The following is a 12,869-nucleotide window of genomic DNA, read 5'->3' as shown; positions in this document are numbered from 1 at the left end:
TTTGAATGGCGCCCCAGAAACGAAACCGCCCGGCGAATGCAACATTCGCCGGGCGGCAGGTTTTTCCGAAGGGAGGCGGCAATCGGCGCCGAGCTGCGCCGTGGTCTGAAATGCGCCTACCGGAAGAATGGGGATCGCGCCGGCAAGGCAGACTTCAAGGCCTGGAACTCAGGGGCGGATCAGGCCGCTTCGGCGCGGCCCGCCAGCCCCTGCATGATCATGCGGTTGATCTCGATCAGAGGCTCGAAGTCCTCTTCCTTGCGCATGACCAGGCTCGAGTGACGACCGACCCAGATGCTCAGCGAGATGATGCTCGCCCGCAATTCCTTGGTCATGGTGTTCTCAGGCAGGGCGCAGTCGGTCGCCAGCGCCGACCAGACGCGGCGGTTCCAATCCAGCGCGTGGATGCGCGTCTGGATGTCGTTCACGTCGGCCTCGGAAGCCTCCATGAGGGCGCGCGTCACCTGTCCGAACAGGCGATACTCGACCTCACGCGGATTCTCAGTCCTGGTCGCCGCCTGCTGGTAGGCCCGAAGAGACATTCCCCAACCTCTTGTCTTCGTAATCGATCAACTTACGGCTCAGCATGAGCGCCTTGTAGTACTCGCGGGCCATGACGTGCTTGGAGATCGCGATGCAATCGGCCAGCACCTCTGGGTTCCGCACCACGCCCATGAACTCGGTCAGGCGCATGGCGAACTCGTCGTAGTATTTCTCAGCGCCGCTCTCTTCCAGGTACATCATCATGACCGGGAAGTAGATGTGACGCGATGGCGTGGTCACCTGGTCAGGCTGCATGATGTCCTTTTCACGCAGCACCGAAGCCTTGTTCTGCAGGACCAGCACCCCGCGACGATCGCCGTTCTGGACGACCGCCCCGTTGAGCACGAATTTCTCGCCGGGCTTAAGCGACAGCTTCAAAGGCACTTCTAGCCGTTCCTTTCCATCGCTGCGCCCGTCCGCCGTCATGGCGGTTCGCCGGTATGGCGTTCGACCGGAACCTAGAGGGCAGCGGGTTAACGCCCTATTGCCGGCCACGCGACCGTAAGTCGCAGCTTAGGACACAATTAAGCATACTCGCCCAGAGGATGAAGCCACCCAATCGCCAAGGTGTACGCATGTCCCGCAATCTCGGCTCCGGAATCTCGGCCGCCGCCCTCGCAACCGCCCAGGAGGCGGCCGGTCAAGGGGTCCTTCCGGGCCTGCGCGCGTCCCAGCTGGGCGATTCCGCTTCGGCCGATTCGATCGCCCGCCTCAATCGCGAAGCCCATACGATCCAGGACCCGTCCACCATCAAGCTGCTGAACAAGGCGATCATCGCCGTGCAGCGCGGCGAGTACGCCCTGGCCGAGAAGACCGCCCTCAAGGCCCTCAAGAAGAACGAGCGCGCCGGACCGGCCTGGCACGTCCTGGCCGTGGCCCGCGAGAAGCTGGGCGACTTCGCTTCCTCGATGCACTGCTACGACGCGGCGCTGAAGCTGCTGCCCGACGAGGCCGCCGTGGCCGGCGACCTTGGCCGCCTGGCGTTCCGAATGGAAATGCCGGAAATCGCCGCCAAGCTGTTCATGCATTCGCTGAAAGCCAATCCCAACAGCCTCGAGGCGACCAACAACCTGGCCTGCGCCCTGCGCGACCTGAACCAGGAGTCGGCGGCGATCGACATCCTCAAGCCCGCCATCCAGGCCAATCCCACCCAGCCGGTTCTGTGGAACACCCTGGGCACGGTGATGTGCAGCCTGGGCGAAGGCCGCACGGCCGTGACCTTCTTCGACGAGGTGCTTCGCCTGGCGCCGCTGTTCGGCAAGGGCCTGCACAACCGCGCCTTCGCCCGCCTGGACCTGGGCGACGTCGAGGGCGCCCTCGCCGACTGCGACGCCGGCATCCTGGTGGCCGATTCCGCGGAAGACCTGGCGGCCATGAGCTTCGCGCGCTCGACCATCCTGCTGGCGCTGGGCCGCGTGACCGAAGGCTGGGCGGCCTACAGCGCGCGTCTGTCGACCGAGCTGGGGGGCGTTCCCAACTACCAGTTCCCGGTCAAGCGCTGGACGCCCGACGACGGCTTCGCCGGCAAGCGCATGCTGGTGGTCGCCGAGCAGGGCCTGGGCGACGAGGTGATGTTCGCCAACACCCTGCCCGATGTCGCAGAAGCCCTGGGCCCGGACGGTGCGCTGTCGATCCTGGTGGAGCGCCGCCTCGTGCCGCTGTTCGAGCGCAGCTATCCGCAGGCCAATGTCGCCGTCCACCGCACGGTCTCCTACGAAGGACACATCTATCGCGACGCCCCCTTCATCGAGGACTGGTCGGGGATCGACTGCTGGGTTCCCATGGGCTCGCTGCTGGAGACGCTGCGCCCGTCGGTCGAGGCCTTCCCCAAGCGCGAGCGCTTCCTGACCCCCGATCCCGAGCGCGTCGCTCACTGGAAGAAGGTGCTGGAGGACGCTCCGCCCGGACCCAAGGTCGGCCTTCTGTGGAAAAGCCTGAAACTGAACGCCGAGCGCGCGCGCCTGTTCTCGCCGTTCGAGCTGTGGGAGCCGGTCCTGAGGACGCCCGGCGTCTCGTTCATCAACCTGCAGTACGGCGACTGCAACGAGGAGATCGCCTACGCCCGCGAGCAGCTGGGCGTCGAGATCTGGACCCCGCCGGGCATCGACCTGAAGCAGGACCTCGACGACGTGGCCGCCCTCTCCTGCGCGCTCGATCTGGTCATCGGCTTCTCCAACGCCACCATCAACCTGGCCGGCGCCTGCGGCGCGCCGATCTGGATGCTGACCGGCGCGGCCTCGTGGACGCGCCTGGGTTCGGACCATTCGCCCTGGTATCCGCAGTGCCGCTGCTTCATCGCGCCGGACTACGACGACTGGCGGCCGATCATGACCGACGTCGCCGGCGCCCTGGCCGACTTCGCGAAATAATCGGCCAGGAACATCGGGCGCGGGGGCGGGTTTGATTTCCTGAACGGGCGGCGATCGTCGCCCCATCAGGGAGACCCGCCATGCCGCCGGAAGCCGATTACGACCCGCAGGATGTCGCCGAGGTCCTGGACGAGACCAACCTGACCGACGACGGCCAGGACATCGCCAATTTCGACGAGATCGAAGACGTCTACGACGTCACCCAGGCCGACGACGACGCCGCCGAGGACGAAGACGAGGATTACGACATTCTCGACGAGTCCGAGCTCGACGACATTGAGGACGAGCTGGAAGGCGGCCGTGACGACGAGGGCCTCGACGTCGAGCGCGAGCCCTTGGATCCCGTCGGCGGCGGCCTGTCGGACGAGGACGTGATCTCTTCCGACGACGAGGAGCCGTCGGACTACGAGTCGACCCGCCTGGCCGACGACGACATCGAGGCCCTCGGCTACGAACGCCGCCGCTAGGCCAAAGCCGCGAGCGATCCGTTCTAGCCCGCCCTCGCCCAGACCCCTAGTTGCGCTATTCGCCCCATCGCGTCAGGCTTGGCCAAGGCCTGACAGGAGATCCCCGCATGTCCGATCCCAAGCCCGAAGCCCCGCACGACGAAACCGACCAGGCGGAATATTTGGAAGACCAGCTGGAGGAAGGCCTGGAAGACAGCTTCCCGGCCAGCGATCCGCCCTCGGTCGCGCGTCGCCATCGTCAGCCCCCGCACAACCCGTCTTGATCGCGCGGCGCGGCTCTGTAGGTTAGCCCTGAAGATTTGAACACTTGTTCGAGGCGCGCTCCATTCGGGGCCGCCGTTCAGGGACACCGCATGAACTCGCGCTTCGAAGGCACCGCCGACTACGTCGCCACCGAGGACCTGAAGGTCGCCGTCAACGCGGCCGTGGCCCTGGAACGCCCCCTGCTGATCAAGGGCGAGCCGGGCACCGGCAAGACGGTCCTGGCCTACGAGGTGGCCAAGGCGATGAATGCGCCGCTGCTGACCTGGCATATCAAGTCGACGACCAAGGCCCAGCAAGGCCTCTACGAGTACGATGCCGTCACCCGCCTGCGCGACAGCCAGCTGGGCGACGAGCGCGTCAAGGACGTCAAGAACTACATCAAGAAGGGCAAGCTCTGGGAGGCGTTCGAATCGCCCGTCCGACCGGTGCTGCTGATCGACGAGATCGACAAGGCCGACATCGAGTTCCCGAACGACCTCCTGCAGGAGCTCGATCGCATGGAGTTCTTCGTCTACGAGACCGGCGAGACCATCAAGGCCAAGGTGCGGCCGGTGATGATCATCACCTCGAACAACGAGAAGGAACTGCCGGACGCCTTCCTGCGCCGCTGTTTCTTCCACTATATCCGCTTCCCCGAGGAGCAGACGATGCAGGCCATCGTCGACGTGCACTTCCCCGGCATCAAGCAGAAGCTGGTCGCCGAGGCCCTGCGCATCTTCTACGACATGCGCAAGGTTCCGGGCCTGAAGAAGAAGCCGTCGACCTCGGAGCTGCTGGACTGGCTGAAGCTGCTGCTGGTCGAGGATATCGACGAGACCGTGCTGCGCGAGAAGGATCCGACCAAGCTGATCCCGCCGCTGCATGGCGCCCTGTTGAAGAACGAACAGGACGTCCACCTGTTCGAGCGCCTGGCCTTCCTGGCCCGCCGCGAAGGCGGCGCCCGCCCGGGCCAATAGTCCCGTTACCGCAATTTCATTGGACGCCGGTCGCCGAGCCGCACACCTTCGCGCCGAACGTGAAGGATATTTCTCGATGCGCCTGATCCTCGTCCTGGCCGCCGGCGCCGCCGCCCTCGCCGCCTGCTCGCCGCCCGCCTCGGTGAAAACCGAGCGGCACGAGCGGGTGATCCACAAGCGCGAGCCGCTGCGCGCCATCGAGCGGCTGGACTGTCCCGACCGCCAGGGCCGGCTGACGCGCGTCAGCATCGCCCCGGACGGTAGATCCTGCGGCTACGCCGGCGAAAACGCCGAGGTGACCCTGCGCCTGGTGGCCCTGCAAGGCGACGACGCCGAGGCGGCGCTGAACCCGATCGAGACCGACCTAAAGGCGCTGATGCCGCACCTGAAGTCCTCGACCGCGCCCAAGGCGCCCAAGGGTAAGGAGACGGCGCAGATCAAGCTGCCCGGCGTCAGCATCGACGCCCGCGACGAAGGCGCTAACATCCGCATCGGCGGCATGACCATCAACGCCGACGACGGCGAAGCGCAGGTCCGCATCACCAAGAACGTCACCGGCAAGGACGGCGGCGGCGAAAGCCGCACCGTCCGCGTCAGCAGCTCCGACGACAAGGACGGCGAGGTCGACATCCGGGCCGACGATCACGGCGCGGTCGTGCGCCACCGCCAGAAGGAAAACGACGGCGTCCGCGCCACGCTGGTGCTGGCCAGCGACAAGGCTCCGGCAGGCTATCACCTGGCCGGTTACGAGGCCCGCGGCCCCAAGGGCGGCCCGCTGGCAGTGGCCATCGTCAAGGCCAAGGACCGTAACTCCGAGGACGGCGACCTGTTCAAGGACATGAAGGCCCTGGTGCGCCACAACGTCGGTGGGTGAAGCTACCCAGATCCTCCCCCTGAAGGGGGAGGTGGCCCGGAGGGCCGGAGGGGGAAGTAACTGCGGACGTCGAGGGAGTTGCTGATTCAACAGCCACATCCCCCACCGTCGGCTTCGCCGACACCTCCCCCTTCAGGGGGAGGATCTTGAGTCTCAGATCGGCGTGACTTCCATCACCTTGTAGGTCAGGGGCCGGCCGTCCTCGTCGGTCACGGTGACGTATTCGCCCAGGGCGAAACGGTGCTGGCCCAGGCGGTGGACGGGCTCATCGTCGATATGGTCGTCCTCGTCATAGTCGAAGAACCAGCGCTCGCCGCGCCGGGCCAGGCGGCCGTCGGCAGGATCCTCGTCGGGGGCGAAACGGCGCACCGCGCACTCCTTCTTGGCCTTGGCGTACTCGGCCTCGTCCAGGTGACCGTCTTCCGTCAGGGGCGCGGTCAGGGCGTAGCCGCGGTGATCGTCGCCGCCGGCGAATTCGGTGCCCGGATTGCGGGCCAGACGCATGACGATGCGCGATAGGGACATGGACTGCCTCCTTCTTATGGTTGGCGTTAATATCAGTGCGAAAGAAATAGCGACGGGCCGTCGGCGTTGAGCAGGCTGCGCGTCGTGCCGCCGAAGATGAACTCCTGCAGGCGCGGGTGACCGAAGGCGCCGGCGACCAGGAAGTCGGCGCCTTCCGCCCTCGCCGCCTCCAGCAGCAACTTGGCCGCGTCGTGCGAGCCCTCCAGCACGCGCACCTGAGCCGAGACGCCGCGAGCGGCAAGGAAGTCGACCATCCGGGCCAGTTCGAAGCTGCGCGACGACGCCGCCGGCGCGCCGGCGACGACCACTCGCGAGGCCTTCTGCAGCAGCGGCAGGGCCGTGCGCAGGGCCCGGCTGGCTTCCTTGCCGCCATCCCAGGCGACTAGGGCCGCGCCGCCGACCTTCAGGCCCTCGCGTGCGACCACGACGGGCCGCTGCTCGTCGGCGATCATCTGCTGGAAGGCCTCGGCCAGGGGGCCCTTGCCCCGCGCGGCGGCATTGTCGAACACGATAACGTCCGACAGCCGGCACTCCATAGCCAGCCCCGCCCAGACCGGCGATTCCAACGTCACCACGCGCGACTTCGCATAGCCGACGGCGCCCACCATGTTCTCGACGGCGTGCGCGCCCTCGACGGCGGCTTCCTTCAGGCTTTCCAGGGCCGTGACCTGCACGCCGCCCATGAAGCCCTCGCCCATCCACGGCATCAGGTCGGCCACGTCGGCCGGAGCATGGACGGCGGCCAGTTCGGCGTCGAAGGCCCGCGCCAGCTCGGCCGCCGCGCGCAGCACGCCCTCGTCGGGCCGGGCGCCGGCCAGCGGCGCCATGATCCTTGCCCAGCTCATGATCGGTCCTCCTTGTCCATGGCGTGTGACGGCACGCTTTCTGACAAAACGCATTTCCACAGGCGTCGGGCCGGGCCATCATTGATCTTCATCAACCGATGCGGCACTCAAACCACCTTCACCATAAGGAACGATCTCGTGGCCAAAGGGCTGCATAAGAGCCCTCCGAGGGCGTGGCAGCGGATGCTGTCGGGCCGCAGGCTGGACCTGCTGGACCCCTCGCCCATGGATATCGAGATCGAGGACATCGCCCACGGTCTGGCGCGGGTGGCCCGCTGGAACGGTCAGACGATCGGCGAACACGGCTTCTCGGTGGCCCAGCACAGCCTGGTGGTCGAGGAGATCGCGACCCACATCAAGCCCGACCTGGAGCCGCGCTGGCGCCTGGCCGCCCTGCTGCACGACGCCTCCGAATATGTGATCGGCGACATGATCAGCCCGTTCAAGGCGGCGCTGGGCATGTCGTACAAGGACTTCGAGGCGCGGCTGGAAGACGCCATCCACATCCGCTTCGGCCTGCCGGTGAAGACCCCGGCCCCGGTCAAGAAGCTGATCAAGCAGGCCGACCGCGCCTGCGCCTTCTTCGAGGCCACCCAGCTGGCCGGTTTCGAGCACGCCGAATCGCTGTCGATCTTCGGCGCGCCGCCGGCCGGCTACGACCTGAAGATCACGCCCCTGCCCCCGTTCGAGGCGCAGGCCCGCTACGTCCAGCGCTTCCACGTGCTGTCCAAGGCGGCCGGCTACGAGTCTGCGCCGGGCGAAGCGTTCGAGACCGAATGACGGCTCCGTCGGCTTCCTCTTCCGGCATCGTCATCGGCCTGTCGGCCGTCGTCGTGGCCGTGCGCGACGGCGAGGTGGTGGTGCTGACCGTGCGCCCGCACGACGCCGTCACCGACATCGCCTCGCCCCTGCCCGGCCTGCCGTTCGGCCCCTTCGACCCCGAGGGCCACCGCACCTTCGAACTGGCCCTGCGCGCCTTCGTGACCGAGCAGACCCGGTTCCAGCTGGGCTATGTCGAACAGCTCTACACCTTCGGCGACAAGGGCCGCGACGCCCCCCGGGCCGAGGTCGGCGCGGGCGCGGCGCGCGTGGTCTCGATCGGCTATCTGGGCCTGACGCCCAAGGCCACCGACACCCAGGCGCCCGACACCGCCTGGGCGCCGTGGAGCAGGTTCTTCCCGTGGGAAGACTGGCGCGCCGGCCGTCCCGCCCTGCTGGACGAGGCCATCGCCCCGGCCCTGCGCCGCTGGGCCGGCGACGACGCCGACCGCCTCTCGCGCGCCCGCCTGGCCTTCGCCCTCGATGGCGCGCCTTGGAACGAGGAACGGGTGCTGGAGCGCTACGAGCTGCTCTATGAGGCCGGCCTGGCGCCCGAAGCCGCCCGCGACCGCGACCGCGCCGACGGCCACGATCCGGCCGAGCCTGTCGCCCTGTCTGCCGCCCTGGGCGAGCCGATGATCTCCGACCACCGGCGGATCCTGGCCACGGGGCTTTCCCGCCTGCGGGGCAAGATCAAGTACCGCCCCGTCGCCTTCGAGCTGATGCCCGCCGAGTTCACGCTGTCGGCCCTGCAGCGGACGGTCGAGGCCATCGCCGGCGTGCCGCTGCACAAGCAGAACTTCCGCCGCGTGGTCGAGCGCGAGGACCTGGTCGAGGGCCTGGGGCGCCTGGACAGCGAGACCGGCGGCAGGCCCGCCGAGCTGTTCCGCTTCCGCCGCGAGATCCTGGGCGCCCGCCAGGCCGGCGGGCTTTCGCTGCCGCTGCTGCGGGACTGACAAGATGCTCCCCCTGAAGGGGGAGCTGTCGGCGAAGCCGACTGAGGGGGAAGTCATGACCGCCTCGGCAGCCCCTTCCCCCTCCGGCCCTCTGGGCCACCTCCCCCTTCAGGGGGAGGATCGATATCAGCCAGCCACCAACCCAAAGTCCGCCACCTGCCCCATCGCCGTACGGACGGCGGCCAGGGTCTTGAGGCGGTTGTCGCGGTGCTCGGGGTCGTTGACGAAGACGCCGTCGAGATAGGCGTCCACCGGGCCGCGCAGCTCGGCCAGCTGGGCCATGGCGCCGGTGAAGTCTTCCTTGGCCAGGGCGTCCTTCAGCGGGCGGTCCAGCAGGCGCAGGGCCTGGTAGAGCCCGACCTCGGCGGCGCTGTCGGCGGCCGGCTCCTCGGCCTGGCCTTCAGGCAGCGGACCCTTCTTCTCCTCGGCCTTGAGGATATTGGAGGCGCGCTTGTAGCCGGCCAGCAGGTTCTTGCCGTCGTCGGTCTTCAGGAAGCCGTCCAGGGCTTCCACCCGCGCGACGATGCGCACGAGGTCGTCGTCGCCCAGGGCGAACACGGCGTCGACCAGGTCGTGACGCTTGCCCTGATCCTTCAGCGTCACCTTCAGGCGATCAGCGAAGAAAGAGAGTAGTTCTTCGACAGCGGAATTCAGCTTATCTCGGAAATACTCCCCCCCTTCACCCACCCCACTATCATTAAAGGCGGAGGACACAGCCTCAACAGATTGCCGGACGTTTTCAGCCGCCGAAATCGATTTACCGATCAAAGATTGAGCGATTTTCTTCTCTATATTCGCAGCGTCGATTCGCGCCTGCGCCCACGCAACTCCAAGCACCAAACCAAGAGGCACCCGCGCACCACTCAACAAGATCGATCGAATTACACCAAGCGCTGCACGACGAAGCGCATACGGATCCTTTGATCCTGTCGGCTTTTCATTAATCGCGAAGAAGGCCGTCAAGGTGTCCAGCTTATCGGCCAGGGCCACGGCCACGCTCACCGGCGCGGTCGGCACGGCGTCCGAGGGGCCTTGCGGCTTGTAGTGGTCCTGCACGGCGGCGGCGACCTCGCCGTCGAGGCCGAAGTGGCGGGCGTAGTAGCCGCCCATGATCCCCTGAAGCTCGGGGAACTCGCCGACCATCTGCGAGGTCAGGTCGGCCTTGGCCAGGCGCGCGGCTTCCCTGGCCTTCTCGACATCGGCGCCGACCAGGGGCGCGATCTCGCCGGCCAGGGCGACAATGCGGTCCACGCGCTGCTTCATCGTGCCGAGCTTGGCGTGGAAGGTCACGCCGTCCAGCTTCGCCAGCCACGGCTCGAAGCCGGTCTTGACGTCCTCGTCCCAGAAGAAGCGGGCGTCGGCCAGGCGCGACGACAGCACCTTGGCGTTGCCGGCGGCGATCACCTTGCCGCCGTCCTTGGCCTCGATGTTGGCCACGGTGATGAAGTGCGGGGCTAGGCCCGCCTCGCCCGGCTTGCGCACGGCGAAATACTTCTGGTGGGTGCGCATCGAGGTGCGGATCACCTCGGGCGGCAGATCCAGGAACGACGGGTCCATGTCGCCCAGCACGGGCGTGGGCCATTCGGCCAGGCCCGCGACCTCTTCCAGAAGTCCCTGGTCCTCGACCAGCTCCAGGTGACGGGCGAAGCACAGGGTCTTGCAGCCTTCCAGGATGCGTTCCTTGCGCTCCTCGACGTCGAGCACGACGTAGTGCGCCTCCAGGCCGGCGGAATACTCGTCGAAGTCCTTGGCGACGAAGGGTTTCGCGTCGCCCATGAAGCGGTGGCCCTCGGTGACGTCGCCGCTTTCGATGCCGTCGATGCTGAACGGCACGACTTCACGATCGAGTACGCAGAGGATGCGCTTGAGCGGACGCACCCAGCGCAGCTTGCCCGTGCCCCAGGTCATCGACTTGGGCCAGGCAAAGCCGCGGACGATGGCTTCCACCATCTCGGCGACGATCTCGGCGGTCGGGCGGCCCTTCTTCTCGACGAAGGCCATCCAGACGCCGTTCTGCTCGACCAGCTGGTCCTGCGTCAGGCCCGCCTTGCGCAGGAAGCCGTCCATGGCCTGCTGCGGGGCGCCGACGCGGGGCCCTTTCAGCTCTTCCTTGCGGTCGGCCTGGGCCAGCGGCAGGCCTTCGGCCACCAGGGTCAGGCGGCGAGGGCCGGCGAAGGTCTTCAGGGCCTCGGGCAGGAAGCCGGCGGCGGCCAGATGGTCGCGCGCCATGCGCTCCAGGTCCTTGGCGGCCTGGCCCTGCATGCGGGCGGGAATCTCTTCGGAGAACAGTTCGAGAAGCAGTTGAGGCATCGGAGTTACGCGGCTTCCTGCAGCTCGACCCATTTCTGGGCGCACATCTTACAAAGGTCGCGGATGCGGCCGATGTAGCTGGCGCGCTCGGCGACGGCGATCGCGCCGCGGGCGTTCATCAGGTTGAAGAGGTGGCTGGCCTTGAGGACCATGTCGTAGGCGGGCAGGACGAGCGTCTCGTTCTTGTAGGAGCGGGCCAGCATCAGCGGCACCTGCTCTTCCATCTGCTCGAACTGCTGCTTGAGCACGGACACGTCATAGCCGTGGAAGTTGGCTTCCGACTGCTGGCGCTCGTTGGCCAGGAAGACGTCGCCATAGGTCAGCGCGCCCAGCGGCGAGTCGGGATCGTTGAACGGCAGGTCGTAGACGTTGTCGACGCCGAACACGTACATGGCCAGGCGTTCCAGGCCGTAGGTCAGCTCACCCGCAACCGGGTTCACGTCCAGGCCGCCGACCTGCTGGAAGTAGGTGTATTGGCTGACTTCCATGCCGTCGCACCAGACTTCCCAGCCCAGGCCCCAGGCCCCGACGGTGGGGTTTTCCCAGTCGTCTTCGACGAAGCGGATGTCGTGGGTTCGCAGGTCCAGGCCGATAGCCTCCAGCGAGCCCAGGTACAGGTCCTGCATGTTGGCCGGGTTCGGCTTCAGGATCACCTGGTACTGATAATAATGCTGCAGGCGGTTGGGGTTCTCGCCATAGCGGCCGTCGCCCGGACGGCGCGAGGGCTGCACATAGGCCGCGTTCCACGGCTTGGGACCAAGCGCGCGCAGCACCGTGGCCGGGTGCAGCGTCCCCGCCCCCACTTCGACGTCGTGCGGCTGCAGGATCACGCAGCCCTTTTCGCTCCAGTAGTTATGGAGCGTCAGGATGAGGCTTTGAAAGGATTTGGGGGCGGCGGGCATGACGTCCGAACAGGGGCCTGAAAAAGTCGGCGGACCATAGGGCCCGCCGACTGTCGCTTCAAGCGAAGTGGACGTCGTTTATCGAGCGCTATGCTCAGTTAGTTGCCCTTGGCGCCCGAACGCTTGCCGGCGTTCGACATCGGCGCGCCGTAGGCCTTGCGGTTCTCCGGCGTGTCGGCGACCGGCGGGTTGGAGACGACGTTGGCGTCGCCGGCCTTCAGGGTCGCCTGCTGGTCGGGGCTCATCGACGAGGCCGGCAGGGCGGCCGAGGTCGGAGCGGCCGTGCCGGTGTCCGCCGCCGGAGCGGTCGTGGCGGCGGTCGGATCGGTGGGAGCCGGCGAGGTCGTCGGGTTCATGGCCTGGTCGGCCGGGGCGTCAGTGGCCGACGGGGTCGTGGCCTGGTCGGGCGCAGGAGCCGCGGCGGGCGCGGCCTGGGCCGCGACGTCAGCGCCGGCGTCGGTGGCCGACATGGCGTCGCCGTTGGCCGTGGCCGAGGCCATGCTGGTCGCGGCGTCGTCGGTCGCGGCCGCGGCGGCCTGGAGGGGCGCGTCCTTGGGGATCAGCACCTTGTCGACCACGTGCAGCACGCCGTTGGTGGCCATGACGTCGGCCTGAACGATGTTGGCGCCGTCGACCATCGGCGAGGCGCCGCTGCCGTCCAGCGTCACCGACGAGCCCTCGACCGTCTTCACCTCGCCCTTGGCGCCGGTGATCTTGCTGCTGTCCACCTTGGTGTTGATCACGTGGTAGGTCAGCACCTTCTGCAGCTGGGCGGCGTTGGCCGGCTGCATCAGGCGGTCGAGTTCACCGGCCGGCAGGGCCGCGAAGGCCGCGTCGGTGGGGGCGAACACCGTCAGGTTCGGATTGCTCTTCAGCACGCTGGTCAGGTTGGTGGCGTCCAGGGCCTTGAGGAAGGTCGTGAACTGGCCGGAAGCCTGGGCCGTGGCGATCAGGTCGCCGTTCGGGGTCACCTTGGCGGCCGGGGTCGCCGGCGCCGAGGTCGCGGCCGGCGGCGCGGCGGCCGGCGGCTGGGCCGGCG

Annotated in this window: 13 protein-coding genes and 1 pseudogene; 7 read left to right on the top strand and 7 right to left on the bottom strand. The window is 67.5% G+C overall.

Translation table 11 applies throughout. The features are described from left to right. Window positions 1–179: 179 nt before the first annotated feature. Window positions 180–542, bottom strand: coding sequence for a flagellar biosynthesis regulator FlaF (flaF, locus tag DDF67_RS03995; protein WP_109099649.1), 363 nt, complete (start codon window positions 540–542; stop codon window positions 180–182). After that, on the bottom strand, window positions 502–927 hold the full coding sequence (flbT, locus tag DDF67_RS03990; protein ID WP_058350349.1) for a flagellar biosynthesis repressor FlbT: 426 nt from the start codon (window positions 925–927) through the stop codon (window positions 502–504). The genes flaF and flbT overlap by 41 nt, the downstream gene beginning before the upstream one ends. Before the next feature lie 191 nt (window positions 928–1,118). Between flbT and DDF67_RS03985 the strand changes: the two genes are divergently transcribed. From DDF67_RS03985 to DDF67_RS03970, 5 genes are all read left to right on the top strand, one after another. Further along, window positions 1,119–2,912, top strand: a complete 1,794-nt coding sequence (locus tag DDF67_RS03985) for a tetratricopeptide repeat protein (protein ID WP_109099648.1) — start codon at window positions 1,119–1,121, stop codon at window positions 2,910–2,912. 80 nt (window positions 2,913–2,992) lie between these two features. Continuing rightward, window positions 2,993–3,379 (top strand): primosomal protein, encoded by a 387-nt coding sequence (locus tag DDF67_RS03980; RefSeq protein ID WP_109099647.1) that lies wholly within the window; start codon window positions 2,993–2,995, stop codon window positions 3,377–3,379. Between the two features lie 107 nt (window positions 3,380–3,486). Beyond that, entirely contained in the window at window positions 3,487–3,642 is a 156-nt protein-coding gene (locus DDF67_RS25690) for a hypothetical protein (RefSeq protein WP_199229146.1), read from the top strand. Between the two features lie 90 nt (window positions 3,643–3,732). Further along, window positions 3,733–4,599 carry an AAA family ATPase gene (locus DDF67_RS03975; RefSeq protein WP_109099646.1) on the top strand — a complete coding sequence of 289 codons (867 nt, stop codon included), beginning with the start codon at window positions 3,733–3,735 and terminating at the stop codon, window positions 4,597–4,599. 76 nt (window positions 4,600–4,675) lie between these two features. Beyond that, the gene (locus tag DDF67_RS03970; protein WP_109099645.1) at window positions 4,676–5,473 is read left to right on the top strand and encodes a hypothetical protein; all 798 of its coding nucleotides are present in this window, start codon (window positions 4,676–4,678) and stop codon (window positions 5,471–5,473) included. A 153-nt stretch (window positions 5,474–5,626) separates the two neighbouring features. On the opposite strand, the gene DDF67_RS03965 is transcribed toward DDF67_RS03970, so the two are convergent. Together DDF67_RS03965 and DDF67_RS03960 are read right to left on the bottom strand one after the other, a co-directional pair. After that, a complete protein-coding gene (locus DDF67_RS03965; RefSeq protein WP_109099644.1) occupies window positions 5,627–5,998 on the bottom strand; it encodes a hypothetical protein in 372 nt (123 codons plus the stop codon). Window positions 5,999–6,030: 32 nt separating this feature from the next. Next, on the bottom strand, window positions 6,031–6,843 hold the full coding sequence (locus DDF67_RS03960; RefSeq protein ID WP_109099643.1) for a universal stress protein: 813 nt from the start codon (window positions 6,841–6,843) through the stop codon (window positions 6,031–6,033). Between the two features lie 138 nt (window positions 6,844–6,981). Between DDF67_RS03960 and DDF67_RS03955 the strand changes: the two genes are divergently transcribed. Further along, window positions 6,982–7,623: a YfbR-like 5'-deoxynucleotidase gene (locus DDF67_RS03955; protein WP_109099668.1), complete on the top strand. Its 642-nt coding sequence runs from the start codon at window positions 6,982–6,984 to the stop codon at window positions 7,621–7,623. Further along, window positions 7,592–8,618: pseudogene (locus tag DDF67_RS03950) on the top strand (NUDIX hydrolase). Before DDF67_RS03955 ends, DDF67_RS03950 begins: the two are co-directional and overlap by 32 nt. Window positions 8,619–8,744: 126 nt before the next feature. On the opposite strand, the gene glyS reads toward DDF67_RS03950, so the two are convergent. The 3 genes from glyS to DDF67_RS03935 form a co-directional block, all read right to left on the bottom strand. Next, window positions 8,745–10,928, bottom strand: coding sequence for a glycine--tRNA ligase subunit beta (gene glyS, locus DDF67_RS03945; RefSeq protein WP_109099641.1), 2,184 nt, complete (start codon window positions 10,926–10,928; stop codon window positions 8,745–8,747). A gap of 5 nt (window positions 10,929–10,933) precedes the next feature. Beyond that, window positions 10,934–11,830, bottom strand: a complete 897-nt coding sequence (locus tag DDF67_RS03940; RefSeq protein ID WP_109099640.1) for a glycine--tRNA ligase subunit alpha — start codon at window positions 11,828–11,830, stop codon at window positions 10,934–10,936. A 98-nt stretch (window positions 11,831–11,928) separates the two neighbouring features. Further along, a partial coding sequence (locus tag DDF67_RS03935) for a fasciclin domain-containing protein (RefSeq protein WP_109099639.1) occupies window positions 11,929–12,869 on the bottom strand: 941 nt, incomplete at its 5' end.

Source organism: Caulobacter endophyticus (assembly GCF_003116815.1).
GTDB lineage: Bacteria > Pseudomonadota > Alphaproteobacteria > Caulobacterales > Caulobacteraceae > Caulobacter > Caulobacter endophyticus.
This window is presented reverse-complemented; position numbering and strand designations above follow the sequence as displayed.

Bases quoted from the DNA above. Each gene is read 5' to 3' on its own strand.
- flaF (WP_109099649.1), bottom strand. From the start codon at position 542: ATGTCTCTTCGGGCCTACCAGCAGGCGGCGACCAGGACTGAGAATCCG.
- DDF67_RS03985 (WP_109099648.1), top strand. From the start codon at position 1,119: ATGTCCCGCAATCTCGGCTCCGGAATCTCGGCCGCCGCCCTCGCAACC.
- DDF67_RS03980 (WP_109099647.1), top strand. From the start codon at position 2,993: ATGCCGCCGGAAGCCGATTACGACCCGCAGGATGTCGCCGAGGTCCTG.
- DDF67_RS25690 (WP_199229146.1), top strand. From the start codon at position 3,487: ATGTCCGATCCCAAGCCCGAAGCCCCGCACGACGAAACCGACCAGGCG.
- DDF67_RS03975 (WP_109099646.1), top strand. From the start codon at position 3,733: ATGAACTCGCGCTTCGAAGGCACCGCCGACTACGTCGCCACCGAGGAC.
- DDF67_RS03970 (WP_109099645.1), top strand. From the start codon at position 4,676: ATGCGCCTGATCCTCGTCCTGGCCGCCGGCGCCGCCGCCCTCGCCGCC.
- DDF67_RS03965 (WP_109099644.1), bottom strand. From the start codon at position 5,998: ATGTCCCTATCGCGCATCGTCATGCGTCTGGCCCGCAATCCGGGCACC.
- DDF67_RS03960 (WP_109099643.1), bottom strand. From the start codon at position 6,843: ATGAGCTGGGCAAGGATCATGGCGCCGCTGGCCGGCGCCCGGCCCGAC.
- glyS (WP_109099641.1), bottom strand. From the start codon at position 10,928: ATGCCTCAACTGCTTCTCGAACTGTTCTCCGAAGAGATTCCCGCCCGC.
- DDF67_RS03940 (WP_109099640.1), bottom strand. From the start codon at position 11,830: ATGCCCGCCGCCCCCAAATCCTTTCAAAGCCTCATCCTGACGCTCCAT.